Origin of the sequence: Microbacterium sp. NPDC079176 (genome assembly GCF_040686675.1) — a bacterium.
GTDB lineage: Bacteria > Actinomycetota > Actinomycetes > Actinomycetales > Microbacteriaceae > Microbacterium.
The window spans coordinates 1-21,669 of the sequence record NZ_JBFBLM010000001.1 but is presented as its reverse complement, the minus strand read 5'-3'; the positions used below and the strand labels follow the sequence as shown (position 1 = coordinate 21,669).

17 protein-coding genes are annotated in these 21,669 nt (G+C 66.7%); 12 read left to right on the top strand and 5 right to left on the bottom strand.

Going from position 1 to position 21,669, the window contains the following annotated elements; genetic code table 11:
- Positions 1-1,157 precede the first annotated feature (1,157 nt).
- The 6 genes from AB0P11_RS00085 (at position 1,158) to AB0P11_RS00060 (ending at position 6,424) form a co-directional block, all read left to right on the top strand.
- Positions 1,158-1,601: an AAA family ATPase gene (locus AB0P11_RS00085; RefSeq protein WP_056275676.1), complete on the top strand. Its 444-nt coding sequence runs from the start codon at positions 1,158-1,160 to the stop codon at positions 1,599-1,601.
- A gap of 587 nt (positions 1,602-2,188) precedes the next feature.
- The gene (locus AB0P11_RS00080) at positions 2,189-3,064 is read left to right on the top strand and encodes a ParA family protein (RefSeq protein ID WP_269464941.1); all 876 of its coding nucleotides are present in this window, start codon (positions 2,189-2,191) and stop codon (positions 3,062-3,064) included.
- A complete protein-coding gene (locus tag AB0P11_RS00075) occupies positions 3,064-4,032 on the top strand; it encodes a ParB/RepB/Spo0J family partition protein (RefSeq protein ID WP_082586457.1) in 969 nt (322 codons plus the stop codon). The genes AB0P11_RS00080 and AB0P11_RS00075 overlap by 1 nt, the downstream gene beginning before the upstream one ends.
- A gap of 82 nt (positions 4,033-4,114) precedes the next feature.
- Positions 4,115-5,542, top strand: coding sequence for a sugar porter family MFS transporter (locus AB0P11_RS00070; RefSeq protein ID WP_230101143.1), 1,428 nt, complete (start codon positions 4,115-4,117; stop codon positions 5,540-5,542).
- Between the two features lie 9 nt (positions 5,543-5,551).
- On the top strand, positions 5,552-5,887 hold the full coding sequence (locus AB0P11_RS00065) for a hypothetical protein (protein ID WP_053098229.1): 336 nt from the start codon (positions 5,552-5,554) through the stop codon (positions 5,885-5,887).
- A gap of 18 nt (positions 5,888-5,905) precedes the next feature.
- Complete coding sequence (locus AB0P11_RS00060; RefSeq protein WP_230101144.1) at positions 5,906-6,424, top strand: GrpB family protein; 519 nt, start codon at positions 5,906-5,908, stop codon at positions 6,422-6,424.
- 90 nt (positions 6,425-6,514) lie between these two features.
- Here the strand turns inward: AB0P11_RS00060 and trxA are convergent, their stop codons facing one another.
- From trxA to AB0P11_RS00040, 4 genes are all read right to left on the bottom strand, one after another.
- Complete coding sequence (gene trxA / locus AB0P11_RS00055) at positions 6,515-6,838, bottom strand: thioredoxin (protein WP_042541543.1); 324 nt, start codon at positions 6,836-6,838, stop codon at positions 6,515-6,517.
- Between the two features lie 67 nt (positions 6,839-6,905).
- Positions 6,906-7,880: a thioredoxin-disulfide reductase gene (gene trxB / locus AB0P11_RS00050; RefSeq protein WP_056277582.1), complete on the bottom strand. Its 975-nt coding sequence runs from the start codon at positions 7,878-7,880 to the stop codon at positions 6,906-6,908.
- Positions 7,881-7,968: 88 nt separating this feature from the next.
- Positions 7,969-9,588 carry a murein biosynthesis integral membrane protein MurJ gene (gene murJ, locus AB0P11_RS00045; protein ID WP_230101145.1) on the bottom strand — a complete coding sequence of 540 codons (1,620 nt, stop codon included), beginning with the start codon at positions 9,586-9,588 and terminating at the stop codon, positions 7,969-7,971.
- On the bottom strand, positions 9,581-11,764 hold the full coding sequence (locus tag AB0P11_RS00040) for a DUF6049 family protein (RefSeq protein WP_363518618.1): 2,184 nt from the start codon (positions 11,762-11,764) through the stop codon (positions 9,581-9,583). Before AB0P11_RS00040 ends, murJ begins: the two co-directional genes overlap by 8 nt.
- 98 nt (positions 11,765-11,862) lie before the next feature.
- Here AB0P11_RS00040 and AB0P11_RS00035 point away from each other — a divergent pair, with 98 nt between their 5' ends.
- On the top strand, positions 11,863-13,395 hold the full coding sequence (locus AB0P11_RS00035; RefSeq protein ID WP_285363554.1) for a methyltransferase: 1,533 nt from the start codon (positions 11,863-11,865) through the stop codon (positions 13,393-13,395).
- Positions 13,396-13,435: 40 nt separating this feature from the next.
- Positions 13,436-14,491: an LLM class flavin-dependent oxidoreductase gene (locus tag AB0P11_RS00030; protein WP_053098225.1), complete on the top strand. Its 1,056-nt coding sequence runs from the start codon at positions 13,436-13,438 to the stop codon at positions 14,489-14,491.
- Between the two features lie 191 nt (positions 14,492-14,682).
- Here AB0P11_RS00030 and AB0P11_RS00025 read toward each other — a convergent pair whose 3' ends face one another.
- Positions 14,683-16,443, bottom strand: a complete 1,761-nt coding sequence (locus AB0P11_RS00025) for an alkaline phosphatase family protein (RefSeq protein WP_363518615.1) — start codon at positions 16,441-16,443, stop codon at positions 14,683-14,685.
- Positions 16,444-16,523: 80 nt separating this feature from the next.
- On the opposite strand from AB0P11_RS00025, the gene AB0P11_RS00020 reads away from it, so the two are divergent.
- From AB0P11_RS00020 to AB0P11_RS00005, 4 genes are all read left to right on the top strand, one after another.
- A complete protein-coding gene (locus AB0P11_RS00020) occupies positions 16,524-16,817 on the top strand; it encodes a hypothetical protein (protein ID WP_056275643.1) in 294 nt (97 codons plus the stop codon).
- A gap of 61 nt (positions 16,818-16,878) precedes the next feature.
- Complete coding sequence (locus AB0P11_RS00015; RefSeq protein WP_056275640.1) at positions 16,879-18,306, top strand: CCA tRNA nucleotidyltransferase; 1,428 nt, start codon at positions 16,879-16,881, stop codon at positions 18,304-18,306.
- A gap of 51 nt (positions 18,307-18,357) precedes the next feature.
- Positions 18,358-19,848 (top strand): transcriptional regulator, encoded by a 1,491-nt coding sequence (locus tag AB0P11_RS00010; protein WP_363518611.1) that lies wholly within the window; start codon positions 18,358-18,360, stop codon positions 19,846-19,848.
- 137 nt (positions 19,849-19,985) lie between these two features.
- Complete coding sequence (locus AB0P11_RS00005) at positions 19,986-21,536, top strand: aldehyde dehydrogenase family protein (protein ID WP_053098219.1); 1,551 nt, start codon at positions 19,986-19,988, stop codon at positions 21,534-21,536.
- Positions 21,537-21,669 lie beyond the last annotated feature (133 nt).

Below are 21,669 nucleotides of genomic sequence, written 5' to 3'. Positions count from 1 at the left end.
GCGTCGTTGCTGGGTGCCCGTACACGGTCGGGTGGACGGTTTCAAAGACTAGTGATCGCGTCACGATCCCAGTGAGTAGTTTGCGAAGCCCCGCTCGCGAGACAGTCGCTAGCTCATTGATGTGACGAGTCATCGGGCGTCTCGAAGGTGCGGGGATTCTTGGCCCGAGAAGCGGCGGTCCCCGGTTTGCACGACAGAACTCGTGAGCTGGCGCGAGGCTCGGTATCGCACCGAGAGCCCGAGCAGCAGCGCTCTGGAGGGCTACCCGCAATGGGACGCACGCGGTCGCTGCTGATGCCCCTGCTGCGGATGCCAGCGAGGTGCACCCCGAGGTCTGTTGCGGCGGTCGCGGGCGGGTTTCTCGGATAAATCCCAGTTCAGGGGCGGATCCGTGCACCACCCGAGCTCGGCAAATGTGGCCAGCCGGTGGGCCTGGCTCGTGCTGACTTGCCGTCAGTATGACGCAAGGGAAGAGCAGACGGGACTCTGTGGACGAACGTTTCACGTGAAACACCGCGAGTGTTGTTTCGCGCCTGCGGTTCCTTTGCGGATCGACGCCACGCACTAGATCCTCACTGGACCCAAGGTGGGCGAGCTGACTCTAGAGCGATGCTTGCAGCGAAGAGCCGAGGCCGTCGACGCGCCTTGGCCCAATCCTTGATAGCTGTGCAGCATGCGAACGACGTACTTCGTTAGTGCCCGTCTGAGGAGATGTTTCACATGAAACGCCGCTGAGGTCGCGATGAGATGGGTGGGGCTCCGCCCCGAATGGTCGGTCTCACGCGATCACGGCGCTACCCTTTGTCAATCGACTTGGCTGGGCTGTCTGAAGCCGTGCGTGGCGTGCGCGATGCGTCTGTGACGACTAGGTGATTCACGCGTGGGTGACCTCGGGGGTGAGGTTCACTGGTGAGACGACCCTGAGGCAATGAGCGCAGGCGATTACGCAGCGGAGTGAAGCCCCTCGCCGCTCACGGTGATGCACCGGCTGGAGCCAGCGTAGAACCCGAAGCAAGAGTGGGGGCCTGCTACCGCTCGGCTAGCCGGAGCAGCTCTGGACGCGGAGGCACTTTAGTCCGCCTGCACGCGGTCCGGGTAGAACGCTCCTGTCACTCACGTCGGCGATGTTCCACGTGAAACATCGATATGGTGAATGCATGGTGCGCATGCTCATCACTGGGATGTCTGGCGTCGGCAAGTCCAGCGCGCTGCAGGTACTGGGGGAGCGGGGATACTCCGTCGTCGACACCGATTATGGACCATGGACAACCGAGTCGGGACTGTGGGACGAGGTCTTGATGGGTGCGCTACTCGGGGAGAGCACCGAAGTCATCGTGTCTGGCACGGTGTCGAATCAGGGTGCCTTCTACGACCGCTTCGACCACGTGGTCCTCCTGTCAGCGCCGATTTCGGTGATGCTCGATCGTGTTCGTCGGCGATCTTCGAATCCCTACGGCTCGACGACGGTGCAGCAAGACGAGATTCGCACGAACCTCGAAACCGTGGAGCCGCTACTGCGGGCGACATCCACCTGCGAGATCGACGCAACTCAACCGCTGACCGCCGTTGTCGACCGGATCGAGCAGCTTCTACGATCTTGACCGAGGCCGAGGTGCGTCAGATGTTTCACGTGAAACCATGCGGCTGTCGACCGTCACCACGGACCTCGGCGCACCGGGGGAGGATCCGGTTCCACGCGATAGTGGTGTGAAGGACGCTGACGAGTTCTGTGCGACCGGTCGGTCTCCCCGAAACGAGGGGCCTCAGCGACGGAGACTCGTCGAGTCCCGTAAGCCGCTCTTGGACAGCCTCTTTCACAGAGGGCAGGACATCCGTGTGGGCCGAGCACAGAGACCTCCCCTCTCCTCACGCCCACGAAATGACCGACACGAACTTGTCGCCGGCGCGACAGATGGTGCAGTGCGTGGACGTCGTCCCTCCATGCGTGTACCCCTATCTCCGGTGCGTCAGAACGTCCAACGGCACAATGAACACCCAGGCCAGAAGGCGAAAGTGCCACTCTCTCCGCAACGGCACGTCCGGACGAGTTATCACCGGCCTGCACGACTCAGTAAGGATTCGAGAAGGCAACGTCTGCCGCAGCGATTAGAGTGGAACACGGCCCCGAAAGGAGTGGATGTTTCACGTGAAACAGCCCGAAAAGGCATCACCGAAGGACTCTTTCGGGATGGATACGCCCCTCGCGCGGGAACTCGCCGACCTCTCCGCACGACGCAGAGCACTCGAGACCGTGTCCATCGACTTCGCCGGAGACACCCGCATCCTGACGGTCTCCAACCAGAAGGGCGGCGTAGGTAAGACCACGAGCGCCGTCAATGTCGCCTCTGCACTCGCGGGTCTCGGAGCACGGGTCCTTGTGATCGATCTCGACCCCCAGGGCAACGCCTCGACCGCGCTCGGAGTGCCGCACAACGCCGAGACTCCGAGCGTCTATGACGTCCTGATCGAAGACACCCCGCTCGCTGACATCGTGCAGCAGAGTCCCGAGGACGAGAACCTCTTCTGCGCACCGAGCACCATCCATCTCGCCGGCGCAGAGATCGAACTCGTCGCGCAGGTCGCACGGGAGCATCGACTGCGACGGGCGCTCGAGGAGTATCTCGTCGACAACCGTATGGACTTCGTCATCATCGACTGCCCTCCGTCGCTCGGGCTGCTCACGATCAACGCCTTCACCGCGGCGAACGAGGTCTTCATCCCCATCCAGTGCGAGTACTACGCGCTCGAGGGTCTGAGTCAACTGCTCGGCAGCATCCAGATGATCCAGAAGCACCTGAATCCCGGACTGCACCTCTCCACGATCCTGCTGACGATGTTCGACGGACGCACGCGACTCGCGCAGCAGGTGGCGGACGAGGTCCGCACACACTTCCCCGAACAGGTGCTCGACACCGTCATCCCGCGTTCCGTGCGGGTGTCGGAGGCACCGAGTTTCGGTCAGACCGTGATCGCCTACGATGGGCAATCCGCCGGCGCCGTCGCGTATCGCGAGGCCGCTGTCGAGATCGCGTCGCGGACGGCGACGCAGAGCAAGGAGAAATGATGGCGAAGCGCACTGGACTGGGTCGGGGAATCGGAGCCCTCATCCCGACGGCTGATCAGTCCGAGCGTCCCGTGGATGTGTTCTTCCCCGGAGCCAACCTGCGTCCGGCGACGGAGCAGACCAGTGACCAGCCCGCAGCAGAAGGCGACCTCGAGGTCGTTCCCGGCATCCACCTCGTCGAGGTCGATCCGCAGAAGATCGTGCCGAACCCGCGTCAGCCGCGCACGCACTTCAATCCCGAGGACCTCGCAGAGCTCGTGCACAGCGTGCGTGAGTTCGGCGTTCTGCAGCCGGTGGTCGTTCGCAAGAACAGCGACGGCGAGTATGAGCTGATCATGGGGGAGCGGCGCACCCGCGCCGCGCGGGAGGCGGGCCTCGAGAAGATCCCGGCGATCGTCCGCGAGACTGCCGACGAAGATCTCCTGCGCGATGCTCTGCTCGAGAACCTGCACCGCTCCGAGCTGAATCCGCTCGAAGAGGCCTCGGCATACCAGCAGCTGCTCGAGGACTTCGGGATCACCCAGGAAGAGCTCGCCACGCGGATCGGTCGGTCGCGCCCTCAGATCAGCAATACGATCCGTCTGCTCAAGCTCCCCGTTCCCGTGCAGCAGCGTGTGGCGGCGGGGGTGCTGACGGCTGGACACGCTCGCGCGATCCTCAGCCTGGACTCACCCGAGGCCATGCAGCGTCTCGCCGACAAGGTCGTGAACGAGGACCTGTCGGTGCGCGCGACCGAGGTCGCTGCGAAGACGGAGCCGGCAGCACCCGGCCGGACGGCGAAGCCGACTCCGGGCGCTCGACGGGCATACCTCGACGAGGTGGCCGGCAACCTCGGCGATCGGCTCAACACTCGCGTCAAGGTGTCGCTGGGCGCTCGAAAAGGCCAGGTCATCATTGATTTCGCATCGATTCAGGATCTGAACCGCATCCTCGGTGAATTGGGCGAATCGGGGTACGGTCCGGCGTGATACCGCCGCTCGACCCCTGAGCGGTCGTAGACTCTCGACATCTCGTCGATGAGGGGGAGTCATGTCCGGAGCAGCGAGTCCAGTGAAGTTCCAACGCCGCGTCATCGCGGTGAGTATCGCCGCAGCACTCGGTGGCTTCCTCTTCGGATTCGATACCGCCGTGATCAACGGCGCCGTCGATGCTCTCGCGGGGAACGTCTCGGGGTTCGACCTCGGGGTCGGGCTCAAGGGCTTCGCGGTGTCGTCGGCCCTGATCGGGTGCGCCGTCGGTGCGTGGTTCGCAGGACCGATTGCGAACAAACGCGGGCGAATCCCCGTGATGGTCTTCGCGGCGGCGATGTTCTTCGTCTCCGCCATCGGCTCGGGACTCGCGTTCAGTGTCGTCGACCTCATCATCTGGCGAGTGGTGGGTGGTCTCGGTGTCGGTGCGGCATCCGTCATCGCTCCCGCATACATCGCCGAGGTCTCGCCTGCCCGGGTGCGAGGTCGACTGGGCTCTCTGCAGCAGCTCGCCATCGTCACCGGAATCTTCGCCGCTCTGCTCTCCGACGCGTGGCTGGCGGGCCTCGCGGGTGCCGCAGACCAGCCTCTGTGGGGACTCACCGCCTGGAGATGGATGTTCATCATCGAGGCGGTGCCCGCACTCGTCTACGGGATCATGTCGTTCCGTCTGCCCGAATCGCCGCGATATCTCGTGCGCAAGGGCGATCTGAAAGGCGCGTCCCAGGTGCTCGAGACGGTCACTGGGGCCGTTGACGTCGACGCGAAGATCCAGGAGATCACCAGCACCATCGACACCGAGCGCAAGGAGTCGCTGAGCGACCTGCGGGGCAGTCGTCTGGGGCTCAAGCCGATCGTGTGGGTCGGCATCCTGCTCTCCGTGTTCCAGCAGTTCGTCGGCATCAACGTCATCTTCTACTACTCGACGACACTGTGGCAGTCCGTCGGCTTCGATGAGTCGAGTGCCCTGCTGACTTCCGTCATCACGTCGGTGACGAACATCGTGGTGACCATCATCGCGATCCTGCTGGTCGACAAGGTCGGCCGACGCATCATGCTTCTCGTCGGCTCTGTGGGTATGACGGTGACGCTGGGCCTCATGGCGCTCGCTTTCTCGTTCGGTGAGCTGAACGCCGAGGGCACAGCGACCCTGCCTGACCCCTGGGCGACCGTCGCCCTCATCTGCGCGAACGGCTTCGTGGTCTTCTTCGGTGCCACCTGGGGTCCGCTCGTCTGGGTCCTTCTGGGAGAGATCTTCCCGAACTCGATCCGCGCCGGCGCACTCGCGGTCGCGGCAGCAGCCCAGTGGGCAGCGAACTTCTTCATCTCGACCACCTTCCCTGTGTTCGCCGAGATCGGCCTCACATTCGCCTACGGCTTCTACGCGTTCTTCGCGCTGCTGTCGTTCTTCTTCGTGTACTTCAAGGTGCCCGAGACCAAGGGTCGCGAGCTCGAGGAGATGACGGACGAGCTGAAGGTGGAGCGCCGGGGCACCCGCAGGGCGACGTAGGCTGGAAGCATGACCGAGTCAGTTCCGCGCCGCGCCAGCCTCGAAGTGCTGAGAGCAGAAGCGTCGGACGAACTCGCCGTGCTGATCCAGGAGAGGCTCCTCGGCGGGGAAGATCCGTGGGAGTTCATGGAGGAGCTGCCGAGCGTCGATGAGCTCGTCGTCTACCTGCTGCGAGCCGACAACATCACCGCGAACGACGGTGTGCGACCGAACGCGGCTCGGCACTACCGGGTGCTGCGTCAGATCGCGCTGGAGTACCCCGAGCTCACGCCGGCGGTCTGGGGCCTTCTCGACGAGAAGCAGCGGCACCGACGCTGGGACCCGTCCGTCGCCGACGCCTCCTAGGCACCTATCGTGCCGCGAATGCTCGTCTCCTACGACCCGGAGTGGCCGAACCAGTTCGAGGCGTTCGCCGCTGAGATTCACGCGGTCGCGGACGCGGATTGGCTGATCGAACACATCGGATCGACGGCGATCCCCGGCATGCGCGCGAAGCCGATCATCGACCTGGCCATCCGCATCGTCGATCGCAGCGACTTCGACGCGCGCAGGGCCGCTCTGGAAGCCGCAGGCTGGCGCCTGGGCAGCGCTGTGCGCACGCACCCGGTCATGATCCGTGAATCTGACGGCGTGCGGATCGCGATCGCGCACTTCTTCGTCGAGGAGGAGTGGGATGCGGTGCACCAGCGCATCCTGCGGGACTGGCTTCTGGAGCATCCGGAGGATGCCGATCGCTACTCGCATGCGAAGTGCGACGCCGTCGCCGCCCAGGCGAGGGGGAGGACGACCTACAACGCCGCGAAGTCCCCCATCATCCAGGAGCTCGTCGACCGCGCTCGAGCGTCTCGAGGACTTCCTCCGGTGCGGATCTCCGACAAGTAGTCGGCTCTCGTCTCAGGAATGGGGACGGAAGCGGCCGGGTACGAGAAAGGGCCGCCACCCGGAGGGGTGACGGCCCTGAAGACTGCAGGATCAGCCGATGAAAGCCGCGAGGTCCTGCTCGAGGGCCGGCTTCGGCTTGGCGCCGATGATGGTCGTCTTGACCTCACCGCCCTGGAACACCTTCATCGCGGGGATCGAGGTGATCTGGTACTTCATCGCCAGCTGCGGGTTCTCGTCCACGTTCAGCTTGAGGATGGTGATCTTGTCGGGGTTGTCCGCCTGGATCTGGTCCAGAACGGGGGCGACCATACGACACGGTCCGCACCACTCGGCCCAGAAGTCCACGAGGACGGGACCTTCGGCCTGCAGAACGTCCTGCTCCCAGGTCGCCTGGCTCGTAGCCTTTGCACTCATCAGAGTTCTCCTTGATTCGAGGTTCGCCTGCTACAACAGCGGGCGAGGTGAAAGTGTTCCCGTCCGCTCAGGCGGTGATGATTTCAGCGGCTTCGGCGGCCGGGAACTCGACCGATGCGTCTTCGAGGTCCGCCAGGAAGTGCTCGGCGTCGAGAGCGGCGACCGTGCCCGAGCCAGCGGCCGTGATGGCCTGACGGTAGGTGGGGTCGATCACGTCGCCGGCGGCGAACACACCGGGGACCGAGGTGACGGACGAACGGCCGTCGACCCAGATGGTGCCCTCGGCGGTCAGCTCGAGCTTGTCGTGCACGAGGTGCGTGCGCGGGTCGTTGCCGATCGCGATGAACAGGCCGTCGAGCGCGAGGTCGCTCAGCGTGCCGTCGACCGTGTTGCGCAGCTGCACGCCCGTGACGGAGTCGCCACCGAGGATCTCGGCGACCTCGCTGTTCCACACGAACTCGATCTTCTCGTTCGCGAAGGCCCGCTCCTGCATGATCTTCGAGGCGCGCAGGGTGTCCTTGCGGTGGATGACGTAGACCTTCTCGGCGAAGCGGGTGAGGAACGTGGCCTCTTCCATCGCCGAGTCGCCGCCGCCGACGACGGCGATCGTCTTCTCGCGGAAGAAGAAGCCGTCGCAGGTGGCGCACCACGAGACGCCGTAGCCCGACAGGCGCTCTTCGCCCTCGATGCCGAGCTTGCGATAGGCGGAGCCGGTCGCGTAGATCAGCGACTGGGCCTCGTGCACCGTCCCGCTGCCGAGGGTGACCTTCTTGACGGGGCCGGCGAGGTCGAGCTCGGTGACGTCGTCGTAGACGACCTCGGTGCCGAACTTCTCAGCCTGCTCCTGGAACTTCGCCATGAGCTCGGGGCCCTGGATCCCCTCGGGGAAGCCGGGGTAGTTCTCGACCTCGGTGGTGTTCATCAGCTCTCCGCCGACCTCGACCGTGCTCGCGATGAGCAGCGGCTTGAGGTTCGCGCGCGCCGCGTAGATGGCGGCGGTGAATCCGGCGGGACCGGAACCGATGATGATGACCTGACGCATGTGCTCTCCGTCGTAGATGCTGAGACGCCGAAAGACGTTCGACTGCTTCAACCAATGGTAACCGCGCGACATTCCCGCGCGAGGGGGCTCAGCGGCCCGGCAGGAAACGCCGCAGCATGCCGCTCGCGACCTTGAGCTCCGGAGCGCGCAGGACAGCCAGGATGCCGATGTAGACGACCACGACGGCGAGGCCGATGATGCAGGTGCCGATGGCTCCCTGGATCTTGTCGGACGTGGTCCACCCGGTCGGACCGCCGAGCAGGAGGAAGACGCCCCACCCGGCGAACCCGGCAGGAACGGCAGCGACGGCGTAGCGGACGACAGCGGTCATCCAGGTGCGGATCTGGAGTCCGCCGATCTTGCGGTGCAGCAGCCAGCTGGCCACGATCATCTGCAGGGTGCTCGCGATCGACTGGCCCAGCGCGATGGCTGCGGCCAGCATGGTCACCTCGATGATCTCGGCGGTGAGCAGCCACTGCGCGACCAGAGCGGTGACGACCACGAGACCGCACTGGAACAGCGTGAACCAGAAGGGCGTGCGGGTGTCGCCGTAGGCGTAGAAGGTGCGTTGCACGATGAAGAGGATCGTCAGCGGAACCAGGCATACGAGGAAGGCGAGCAGCACCAGCGCCGCTTCTTCGGCGTGCGACGCCTGATTGGTGAAGACTCGCGACGCCGGAATCGCTGCCGCGGCGACCGCGGCGACGGCGACGGCGATGAAGAAGAGCAGGGTGCGGATGCTCTGGGCGATGTCTGCGCGGACCTCGGCATGTCTGCCGGCCGCCGCGTGCTCGCTGATCTGCGTGAAGTAGGGCGTGCCGATCGACAGCACGATGATCGAGTACGGGAGCATGAAGATCAGCCAGGCGTACTGGAAGGTGGCGACGGACGCGCCTCGTCCGGAGGCTTCGGTGAGGATCTGGGTCTGCACGAGTCCGGCGCCGAGGCTCGTCAGCGCCATGAGGAACGTCCATCCGGCGAGCCGTCCGACGTTGCCGAGTCCGACGCCGCGCCAACGGAAGTCGGGGCGGAGCGCGAGACCCGTGCGGCGCCAGAAGATCAGCAGGATCGCGGCCTGGATCACGATGCCGAGCGTGGCCGTTCCACCGAGGGCGGCGATCATCTCGGGAGTCCAGTCGGAGACGCGGGTGAGCGGGCCGCCGAACAGCGCGCCCACGACGAGGAAGCCTGCGATCGACACGATGTTGTTGACGACCGGCGCCCAGGTGAAGGGCCCGAAGATCCGCCGTGCGTTGAGCGCCTCGCCCAGCAGCGCGTAGAGCCCGTAGAAGAGGATCTGCGGCATGCACCAGTACGCGAACGCCGTCGCGAGCGCGAGGAACTCCGCGGAACCCTCCTTGCCGGCGTAGAGCCACACGAGCCAGGGCGCGGCGATCGTGGCGATACCCGTGATGACGACCAGCACGACGGTGCCGAGCGTGAAGAGCTTCGAGATGAAGGCGTTGCCACCGTCGGCGTCCGCTGTCGCCTTGACGATCTGCGGGATGATCACCGCGGTCAGCACGCCCACCGAGATGAGAGAGAAGACGTTGTTCGGCAGCTGATTCGCGATCGCGAAGGCGTCTGCGGCGCCCGCACCGACCGAGCCGATCACGCCGACGAGGACGATGGTTCGCAGGAGCCCGGTGACGCGCGAGATGAGCGTTCCGGCCCCGATCAGTGCGCTGGCGCGGCCGAGACTACTCATTCAGCTCCTCGACGGCATCCGGTGAGGAGGTCGCCTGTTCTTCGTCGCCGGCGAGGGCTTCACGCCGCCGGCGTCGGACGGTGCGGATGATGCCGAGACCGAGCAGCAGCACGATCAGACCGCCGAATGCGGCGAGCCCGATGGTCTCCCATTCGGCCCGCACCGAGACGCGCACGCGCTCGGGCTGACTGATCGGCACACCGGTGGGGCTCGAGAGCGACAGCGTCAGGGTGACCTCGCCACTGCCCACTCGGGCCGACACGGGGACCTTCACCCTCGTCGTCGTGCCGGGCTGGATCGTCCACGGCGTGACGGACTGCACCTCGAGGCGCGGGTCGCTCGGCTTCACCGTGAGCTCGATGTTCACCGGCCATGGCAGGTCGTTGCGCACCGAGAACGGGAGGTCGGCGTTGGCGGAGAGCAGCTGGATGGTGCTCGCCGGAGGGATGTCGACCGCGTTCAGCGTCTCGGTCGTCTGCTCGTTCACGTCGGCGACGGCCTCTGAGAAGCCCTTTTCCGTCAGGCCGACCGCGGTCGCCCGCATGATCTGGATGCGCTTGGGGCTCAGCAGAAGCTGGCTGTCGTCGAGGATCGTGGAGAACTCGCCGAGCACGACCTCGCTGTCGAGCATCCCCTGCAGGGCCGTGGCTCGTGCCGGGTCGGGCTCGGTCGAAAGGGTCGAGGGTGTCGCCGGGATCGCGAGGACCTCGGAGAGACCGAACGCGAGGGAGTCGACCGATGAGACGGCCTCTCTGAGCGCATCAGCGGTGCGGGTCTCGTCGCGGTCGAGTCCGATCAGAAGCGGCGTCGTCGGACTCGCCTGAGCTGACAGGGCGAGATAAGCGCTCGCCTCGGCCAGCGACTGCTGACGGGCGGCGTCGTCGTCTTCGCTCGCCGCCTGCGACAGAGCATCCGATGCGGCATCCACGGCGACCAGCACGCTGTGCGAATCGATCGCGGCGTGCGCGCCGACCGCACCGCCGACCGCTGCAGAGGAGAGGACAGTGACCGCGCCGCCGCTCAGGTACGTCGAGAACGTGTCGAGATCGGCGGCGGAGACATCGCTGCGGGGCCACAGAATGCCGGGGGTCGACCCCTCGACGGCCATGAGCTGTGCGTCGTCGGGCAGCACCGGACCGTCGGTGGGCTGAGGGCTCGGCTCATCACTCGGTGTCGGCACGGGAGTCGGTGCGCTGCCATCCGTCGGCAGCGAGGCGGGAGTCGGCGCGGGAGTCGCGGTGGGGGTCTCGTCCGGAGGCTCGGTGAAGCTGCTGAGGGTGAGGAACGGCGCGAGCGTCGTGGGCTGCAGCAGTCCCGGAAGACCCGCCTGTGCCTGTGTGGTGGCGTCGGCATCGCCGAACTGCAGAGAGAACCGCTCGTTGGGCAGAGCGTCGAGAAGTCGCAGCCACTCGCGCGCGCTCTGCGGCGCCGAAGAGCCGAGCACGCGGATGGCGGCGGGGATCGCCGGGTCGATCGCCAGGGTCGCGGACGTCCCTCGGACACCCTCGATCGTCGCGGTGAGTGCGCCGTCGGGCGCGGTGAGAGCGCTGAGCTCGTCCGCGGTGAGAAGGGCGCCGTCGGAGGGCGTCGCCGTGATCGGCACCATCACGGCGACGGGCGGATTCGCAGCAGCGGTCACCACGAGCACGGATGTCGACGTCACCGTTCGCGCGGCATCCTGACCCTCGTTCTGCGCCCCGCTGAGCGTCGCGCGCAGCGGGTACACACCCGGTGCGAGGTCGCCGAGAACTTCGGGAGGCAGGAAGAGGCTCGTGGTCGCGGAGGTCTCGGCGTCGACCGGTGCGACGGTGTCGGTTCCGAGCTGGTCGAAACCCCCTGTGGCGTCGGAGTCATTCAGCCACGTCGTGACCGAGGCTTCGTCCGCGAGCGGAGTGCGGTTGATCTCCAGAGTGACTCGTCCGGCGGAGAGTTCGGACTTCGCGTCGTTCTGCACGGTGATCGAGGCCGTCGTCGCTGTGCCAGGGGCGACCGTTCCGCGCACCCCCGCCGACAACAGGAGCTCGACGGAGGACGCCTCTGACTCGTCGTCGGCGGCTGCGACCGCGCTGCCTGCGCCCGTGCTGAGCAGGCCGAGTACGATCGCCGAGATGACGGACCCGCGTGCCAGGCGCTGCAGGCGCGTGCGGAGGCCGTTCTCGAAGATGGTCGCGGTCATGAAGGTCTTCCTCGAACGCCGGGATCCCAGGCTGCTCGTGAGTGGTGACCTTGTGATTCTAGGCCGCTGGCTGAATGAGAACCCTGAAGACGCGTAGAGTGACGGCCGTGTCCGACACCCTCGCCCCCACGCCCGATCCGCTCCGCAGCACCGCGCTCGCCGCAGATCTCGACGCCGCGGATCTCCGCTCGGAGCCGCTGCGTCGCCTGTGGGGCGAGGAGGAGGACGACGCGCTGGCCAGAGGCATGCGCGAGCCGATCCTGCGCGCGATCGCCGGTGACGACGGTGTGCTCGCGACTCTCGGCAGGCTGCTGGTGCTCGGGATGCCGCAGCCGATCGCCGCGGTGACGACGGCTCTCCCGAGACTCGGAGCGGACGGCCTCGTGGCCCTCGGCCTCGCGAGGATCGAGGGCGACGAGGTGATCCCCACTGCGCTGCTGCGTCCCCAGTCGTTCGTCGACGCCGACGGGATCGGCGAATGGTGGATCGCCAGCGATCTCGACGAGGTGGCGCTCGACGGCGCGCTGCCCGCGGATCACGTGCTCGGAGTCGGCGGCGCCTCCCGCACGCTCGCCGAGGTCATCATGCCGATCGAGGTCGACCGTGCCCTCGATCTCGGCACCGGATGCGGCATCCAGGCACTGCTCGTCGCTCGTCACGCAGGATCCGTCGTCGCCACCGACATCTCGGCGCGAGCGCTCGCCTATGCCGAGTTGAACGCCCAGCTGAACGGCGTCTCGAACATCGAGTTCCGATTGGGCAGCATGTTCGAGCCGGTCGGGGGAGAGGCGTTCGACCTGATCGTGTCGAACCCGCCTTTCGTGATCACCCCGCGCGCGGAAGGGGTCCCCGAGTACGAGTATCGCGACGGGGGACTCGTCGGTGACGCGCTCGTCGAGCAGTTCCTCCGTGCGGTTCCGTCTTTCCTGACCCCGGGAGGCGTGGCACAGCTGCTCGGCAACTGGGAGTCGCGCGGTGGCCAGGCATCGCTGAGTGGACGCGCGGGTCTCGATCGCCTCTCGTCGTGGGTTCCTGGCGACCTCGATCTGTGGGTCATCCAGCGCGAAGAGCTGTCGCCGCTGGGCTACGCAGAGCTGTGGATCCGCGACGGAGGCACGACGCCCCGCGATGCCGCGTTCACCCCGCTGCTCACCGCATGGCTCGATGACTTCGCCGCGCGTGGCGTCACCGCCGTCGGATTCGGCTACATCCTGGTGCGGCGGCCGGCAGGCGGCGGAGCGCCCCTGCGTCGTCTCGAGCGCGTCGCCCAGCCCGTCTCGAACGTGGGCGGGGCGCTGCGTTCGGGTCTCGCGGCGCACGACGTGCTCGCAGAAGGACTGCCTACGACGCTGATCGTCGCTCCGGATGTCACCGAGGCACGACATCTGCTTCCGGGCAACGACGATCCGAGCATCATCGAACTGCGTCAGGGCGGTGGCTTCGCACGGACCATCGCGGTCGACCCGGCGCTCGCCGCTCTCGTCGGGGCCTGCGACGGCGAGCTCACGGTGATGCAGATCGTCGCAGCTCTGGCCGACCTGTTCGAGGTGCCGCTCGTCGACCTGTGGGCCGACCTCGAGCCCCGCATCCGCCAGCTCGTGCTCGACGGTCTGCTGATCCCGGGGGAGTGATGCAGGAATACCCGCTCGCATATATGCGTTCGAATACACCATGAAGGCTTTCGGATTCCTCTCCTTCGGGCACTATGCAGACGTGCCCGGTTCGGCGACCCGCACCGCGGGGGACATGCTGAAGCAGACCATCGAGATCGCGGAGGGTGCCGACGAGATCGGCGTGAACGGCGCCTCTGTGCGCGTGCATCACTGGGCGCGCCAGGCCGCGTCGCCCATGCCGCTGCTGTCAGCCATGGCTGCGCGTACGAAGCGCATCGAGGTCGGCACCGGCGTGATCGACATGAGGTACGAGAACCCGTTCCAGTTCGCTGAGGAGGCGGCGGCACTCGACCTGATCGCCGACGGTCGCATCGCGCTCGGCGTGAGCCGCGGGTCACCCGAGACGGCTCTGCGCGGATACGAGACCTTCGGCTTCCACGACGAGGAGGACCCCGAGCGCGGCAGTGTCATCGCTCGCGAGAAGTTCGACCTCTTCCTCCGTGCGATCGACGGCGAGGGTCTCGCCCCCGGCGACCCCCGCATGGTGGGAGCCGGCCGATACCTCGCGATCGAGCCCCAGTCGCCCACCCTGCGCGACCACATCTGGTGGGGCTCGGGTTCCCGCGCCACCGCGGAGGAGACCGGCCGCAAGGGTCTCAACATGATGAGTTCGACCCTGCTCACCGAGGCGACCGGTGTGCCGTTCCATCAGCTGCAGCGCGAGCAGATCGACCTGTTCCGTTCCGCCTACAAGGAGGCAGGACACACCGGAGCACCTCGCGTCTCGGTGAGCCGCAGCGTGTTCCCGCTCGTCTCGGACATGGACAGGGCGTACTTCGGTCTGCGCAGCGAGGAGAACGCCGACCAGATCGGCATCATCGACGGCTTCCGCTCGACGTTCGGCAAGACGTATGCGGCCGAGCCCGACGTGCTGATCCAGCAGCTCTTGGCTGACGAGGCCGTCATGTCGGCAGACACTCTGTTGCTGACGATCCCTAACCAGCTGGGCCCGGCATACAACCTCCACGTGCTCGAGGCGTTCGCGACCCATGTCGCCCCGGCGCTCGGCTGGAAGCCGAACACCGAGGGTCCCGTGCAGGGAGATCCGGTCTGACGATCGACCGCAACGGCGGATGAAGGGGCGGATGCGAACTGCATCCGCCCTTCTTTTTCCTCGACCGGCGAGCCGATATATCGATAGCCTGGCCGCATGCGAGCGCCCAAGAGCGGATTCCTGGCCGGAGCCATCGTCCTCGTCGCAGTGCTTGTCGGCGCGATGCCGACGGCCGCAGCCACCCCCCGAGATCAGGAACCCTTCGCGGGCCCGAACAGCTCGTCGCCGTGCTCGTGCAGCAGGCGATAGGCGTCGGCGAACGTCTCGGGCTCCGGCTCACCCGGCTTGCCGTACTTGGCGAGGAGCAGCCCGAGCAGCCCGCGGGCGGGTGGGGTGAGCGGCTTCATCTGGTCGGCCTCACCGGGCTTCGGCTCGCGCTGCTCGGGATTCGGCGGCGTGTAGGCGGGCGTGGTCACGGGCCAGTCGGCCGGATGCCGGGGTGCGTCGAGGTTCACAGCGGTGAACAGTGTGTTCGCCGATTGGTCGCGGTCGTTGAGCGGCTTCAATCCGTGCAGCCGCGAGAGGGTGGCCGTGACGGATCCGTGGTGCATCTCGTCGTGGACGATCGTGCCGCGCTTCGTATAGGCCGACACGGCGATCGCGGGCACTCGGCATCCGAGTCGATCGAACGTGAAGCCCATCTCACCCGCCCCGGTGTCTTTCGTGGGCTTCGTCGCCGCGGGCGGAGGCACGTGGTCGTAGCATCCGCCGTGCTCGTCGAACGTGATGAGCAGCAGGGTGTTGACGGCGTTCGACCCCTGCGGCGACGCACTCGTGCGCACCGCCTCGTAGATGTCGTGGATCAGCCGATCGCCGGCCCGGACGTCCGAGATGGCGCTGTCGTAGACCGCTTCGCCGTCGACCTCGCTCTCACGGGGCGACCCGAACGGCGGGTGGAAGTCGTTGTGGTCGTAGACCATTCGCGGCTCGATGAACGCATACGCCGGAAGGGTGCCGTTCTTCGCGTCGGCGTAGAAGTCCTCCATCGTGCCGAAGTGCTCGGTGCGCCAGTACTTCTCCAGCACGGCAGCGTGCAGCATCCCGGTGAACGACACCAGCTGGAGCTTGTCGATGTAGATCTTCCAGCTGACCTTCTCGTCTTCCAGACGGTTGAACACCGTCGGGGCCGCGGGCGCATCGAGCCACTTGCGGTACCCGCCGCCGGCCTGGTTCGTGACGAAGCCGTGCGACGTCGACGCGTGGAAGAACGACCGGTTGCAGAACGTCTGCGACGGCACCCCGGCGTACCAGTGGTCGAACACCGCGAACTCCGCTGCGAGGGTCGAGAGCACGGGGAGCATCTCGGGCGAGAAGGAGCCCATGATGTGCGCGGCCTCGTCGGGGGCCGGCTCGACGCCCTTGCGCAGACGGCGGAAGTTGATGATGTAGTCCTCGAGGAACCCCGACATCGTCGCCTTCTCGCCGTGGGTGGGTGCGTTGAAGGGGGTCGTCATCTGGTCGACGAACAGGTCGGCGTTGTCCTTCGGGTCGACGGTGCCGAAGATCTGCGTGTTGACGTGGGGGTATTCCTCGCCCGGATCGGGATCGGGCAGGCTCATGATCCGGTCGGTGTCGCCGGTGTAGATGTGCGCGTCGACGACCGTGCCGTCGGATGCCGTGTTGCTGTGCGTCCCGAACGCGAGACCCTCGAACTTCTCGCCCGTCGGAAGCGACTCCTTCGAGTAGAGGTACCCGAGCAGGTTGTCGAACGAGCGGTTCTCACCCATCACCACGACCAGATGATCGAATCCGGGTTCGCTGCGGGGAGTCAGTGCGGCGAACGGATCAGGTTCAGTGGCGAAACCCTTGCGCTGGTTCGCGACGTTCGCGCCGATCGCAGCGCCAGCCGCGCCGCCGACCACGACGCCGGCCAGTGCGGCGCCGCCCATCTTGAGGAACCCGCGCCGGGACGTGTCAGGCGCTGAGGGGGACTCGTTCGCTTCTGCGGCCACGTGCCGATCCTAGGACTCGGGCGATGCCGAGCACGAGAGCGGGACTGTGAGGCGAAATGCGACGCCGGTAGCGTGGGGGCATGAGCTACGCAGGTGAGTCGTCGATCGAGTCGCGCGTCCGTGCCGTGAACGCCGATTTCGGCCGTCGTCAGACGCGGCTGTTCGTGACATTCGCGCTGATCGAGGGGCCGGTGCTGCTTCTGCTCGTTGTCGCGATCTACGGCTTCGAGCTGATCGATCCCGAGATCGGGATCTGGTTCATCGTCGCTGTCGCCGTCGTCGGCGGGTTCCTGTTGAGCACGCTCCTCGTGCGGCTCGTCCAGGCGCGAGTTCGCGCGGTCGCGCAGGCCAAGGGTGAGAACCCGCTGTTCTGACGTCCGCTCGACGGGGACTGCGACCCGCGGGTGACACCCGTACCCCGGTACGCTGGAACCCATGCTCAACATGGCTGACGGCCTCGCCCGTCTCGGCGCGCTCGCCGAGAATCCGGTCGTCCGCACCCTCGCGGAGGCTTTCGAGAAGGCGGGCTTCGACCTCGCCGTCGTCGGGGGGCCCGTGCGCGATGCGCTGCTCGGCAGGCCGACCCACGACCTCGACTTCACGACGAATGCGATGCCGGACGACATCCTGCGCATCGTGAAGCCGATCTCGACGGCCCAGTGGGACATCGGACGGGCGTTCGGCACGATCGGCGCGCGTGTGCAGGGTGAGCAGGTCGAGGTCACGACCTATCGCGCAGACAGCTACGACGGTGTGACCCGCAAGCCCACCGTCGAGTTCGGCGACACGATCGACGCGGATCTGCACCGACGCGACTTCACCGTCAACGCCATGGCTCTGCTGGTGCCGGCCATCACGCTCGTCGACCCCACCGGGGGAGTCGAAGACCTCGTCGCCGGGGTACTGCGCACCCCGGCCGACCCTCAGGTCTCGTTCGGCGATGACCCGCTGCGCATGCTCCGCGCCGCGCGCTTCAGCGCCCAGCTCGGCTTCCGGATCGACGATGACACCGCCGACGCGATCACGCAGCTGCGCGCCACCCTCGAGATCGTGAGTCCCGAGCGCATCCAATCGGAGCTCGTGCGGCTGATGCAGACGGATGACCCGGTGCGCGGCATCCGCGTGCTGGTCGACACCGGTCTGATGGAGGAGTTCCTGCCAGAGGTGAGTGCGCTGCGACTAGAGGTCGACGAGCATCATCATCACAAGGACGTCTACGAGCACTCCCTCACGGTCCTCCGCCAGGCGATCTCGCTCGAGCATTCGCGTCACCCCGGTGCCGAGCCCGATGTGGCCCTGCGGATCGCGGCGCTGCTGCACGACATCGGCAAGCCCCGCACCCGCAAGCTGGAGGACGGCGGAGTCGTCACCTTCCACCATCACGACGTCGTCGGGGCGCGCATGGCACGCAAGCGCCTGCAGTCGTTGCGCTTCGACACCGACACGACCGAGTCGGTATCGACGCTGATCGAGCTGCATCTGCGGTTCTTCGGATACGCCGAGGGCGCGTGGACGGATGCCGCGGTGCGGCGCTACGTGCGCGACGCCGGCGACCTGCTCGAGCGGCTGCACATCCTCACCCGCGCCGACGTCACGACGCGCAACAAGCGCAAGGCCGGACGACTGGCGTCTGCCTACGACGACATCGAATCGCGCATCGCGGCGTTGCGCGAGCAGGAGGAGCTCGACTCCATCCGGCCCGAGCTCGACGGCAACCAGATCCAGAAGATCCTCGGCATCTCGCCCGGTCGTGAGGTCGGCGAGGCCTACAAGTTCCTGCTCGAGCTGCGCCTCGACGAAGGCGTCATCGGAGCGGATGCCGCCGAGCAGCGGCTCCGTGAATGGTGGGCAGCCCGGGTCTGAGCCGATCGAGCCGCATCGACAGCGATGCGGCGGTCGGGCGCGGGCATCCCCATGGGGATCCCCCAGGACGACTCGTCACTCTTCCGGTTCGGCGACCTCGGCGGCCTGTGCGAGCGCCTGCACCCGGAACGCGTGACCGGAATATCGCGGGTACCGCCGACGGCATCCGGCTCCTACACTGAGGTAACGCTCCACCATCGACGATCGGAGACGCCCGTGGTCGCGTCGTGGCAGGTGTCACGTGAAGGGCCGCCTGAGGCCTCTCGTCTTCTGATCGAGCGTGCACACGAAGAGCTCATCGCCGGCAATCTCGATGACAAGCGCCTGCAGGAGGTGCGACCTCTCGTCCGCGAATCGTGGGTGCGATCCTGGCGAGGGCGCGTCGGCCCCGAAGGGGCCCCGCAGATCGAACTCGTGAGCGAAGAGCTCGAGGCCTATCGACTCGCGCATCCGCTCGCGTCCGCGATGGACATGATCCGAGCCCTGCTGCTGCCGGGAACCGAGGGGGACTCCGGTGTCGTCGTCGCCGTCGGAGATCAGGCCGGACGGCTGCTGTGGATCGAAGGCGATCGCAAGCTGCAATCGCTCACGGAGGGCATGGGCTTCGTGGCCGGCGCGAACTGGGCCGAGGACGCCGTCGGCACGACAGCTCCCGGCACAGCGCTGGCGCTCGGACAGTCGGTGCAGATCCGCGGTGCTGAGCACTACAACAGGCTGGTGCATCCGTGGTCGTGCACGGCGGCTCCGGTGCGAGACCCCGAGACGCGGCGTGTCCTCGGGGTCATCGACATCACCGGAGGAGACGAGGTCGTCTCGATGCAGGCCAGGCTGCTGGTCGATGCGACAGCGCGCGCGGTCGAGTCGGAGTTGCTCGTGTCGAGACTGCGGGCCCGCAGCGAGTCGCAGCGTCCGATCACCATCTCCTCGCGAGCCAAGCCCACGACCCGGGCGACGCTGCACGTCCTGGGGCGCGATCGCGCGCGCCTCGAGACCGAGACAGAACTCGAGGAATCCGTGATCGAGCTCAGCGCTCGTCATGCCGCGATCCTCCTGATGCTCGCCGTGCATCGCCAGGGGCTGTCGGCCGAGAGACTCAGCGAACTCGTCTACGGACCGGACGCGTCGGCCGACACGCTGCGGCCGGAGATGGTGCGTCTGCGCAAGGTGCTCGAGAAGCACGCCCCCAGCCTCGTCCCCGAGTCGCGGCCGTATCGGCTGCCGGTGGTGCTCGAGACGGACGCGCACGACGTCCTCTCACTGCTCGACCGAGGTGCCCATCGGGTCGCCCTCACCGCATACCGAGGTCCGGTCCTTCCCGAATCCACATCGCCGGGAGTCGAGGAGTTCCGCGAGTCCGTCAGAGCGGCGCTGCGCGAGACGATGCTGTCGGAGGCAAGCCTCGACGTCCTCCTGGAGTACGCCGAGATCCCGGAGGGACAGAGCGATGCCGCGGCCCTGCGCCTCGCACTGGAGATGCTTCCGGCGCGCTCGCCGAAGCGCGCCGGGCTCGTCGCCCGCATCGAACGCATCGAGGAGAGCTGAACCGTCCGGTCTGTCTCGGACATCTCGCGACGGCGTGCAACCATCCGCAACGTTGCGCATCGGGGCGCAACCTCTGCCGACCTACCTTCGAGACACAGCCCGCAGCACCGACGCCGCGGCCCGTCGAAGGAGTCCCGATGACCATCGTCGAAGAAGACGTGTCCACCGCCTACGCCGCTCCCGGTCAGCCGGGCGCCCTCGCTACCTACCGTCCGCGGTACGGCCATTACATCGGCGGAGAGTTCGTGGATCCCGTCAAGGGCCAGTTCTTCGACAACGTGAGCCCCGTCAACGGCAAGCCCTTCACCGAGGTGGGCCGCGGCACCGTCGAGGACATCGACCGCGCGGTCGACGTCGCCTGGAAGGCCTTTGCCAGCTGGGGCAAGACCAGCCCCGCGGAGCGCTCCGTGATCCTCAACAGGATCGCCGACCGCATCGAACAGCATCTCGAGGAGATCGCCGTCGCCGAGACCTGGGAGAACGGGAAGCCCGTGCGCGAGACGCTCGCCGCCGACATCCCACTCGCTGTCGATCACTTCCGTTATTTCGCCGGAGTGCTCCGGGCGCAGGAGGGCGGCATCAGCCAGCTCGACGAGAACACCGTCGCGTATCACTTCCACGAGCCGCTCGGCGTGGTCGGACAGATCATCCCGTGGAACTTCCCGATCCTCATGGCCGTGTGGAAACTCGCGCCGGCGCTCGCCGCAGGCAACTGCGTCGTCATCAAGCCGGCCGAGCAGACGCCGGCATCCCTGCTGTTCCTCTTCGACATCATCGGCGATCTGCTGCCCGCCGGCGTCGTGAACATCGTGAACGGCTTCGGCATCGAGGCGGGTGCACCGCTCGCGCAGCACAAGCGCATCCGCAAGGTCGCGTTCACGGGTGAGACCACGACGGGGCGTCTGATCATGCAGTACGCGTCGCAGAACCTCATTCCGGTCACCCTGGAGCTGGGAGGCAAGAGCCCGAACGTGTTCTTCGAGGACGTCGCACGCGACACCGCCGACCCGTTCTACGACAAGGCGCTCGAGGGCTTCACGATGTTCGCTCTCAACCAGGGAGAGGTCTGCACCTGCCCGTCGCGGGCGCTCATCCAGCGCTCGATCTACGACGGCTTCCTCGCCGACGGCCTCGAACGCGTCGGCAGGGTCGTGCAGGGAAACCCGCTGGATCCGGCCACGATGATCGGCGCGCAGGCATCGAACGATCAGCTGGAGAAGATCCTCAGCTACATCGACATCGGCAAGCAGGGAGGCGCGCGACTGCTCACGGGTGGCGACCGCGTCGATCTCGGCGGCGACCTCAGCGAAGGCTTCTACGTTGCGCCGACCGTGTTCGAGGGCACGAACGACATGCGCATCTTCCAGGAGGAGATCTTCGGCCCGGTGCTCTCGGTCACCTCGTTCGATGACTTCGACGATGCGATCTCGATCGCGAACGACACCCTCTACGGACTGGGTGCGGGAGTGTGGAGCCGCAGCGGCGACACGGCCTATCGCGCGGGACGGGCGATCGAGGCCGGTCGTGTCTGGACGAACACCTACCACCAGTACCCGGCGCATGCGGCGTTCGGCGGGTACAAGCAGTCGGGCGTCGGTCGCGAGAACCACAAGATGATGCTCGACCACTACCAGCAGACCAAGAACCTCCTGGTCTCGTACGCAGAAGGCCCGATGGGCTTCTTCTGAGCTCGACCTCCGGGCGGGCGCTGCACCGGCCGCGCCCGCCCGGAACCACCTGCAGGAAGGCTCGGACCATGGTCAGCATCGGCACCTATCAGCGGGTCGACGTGACGGATGCCGCGGCATCCCTCATCCGCGA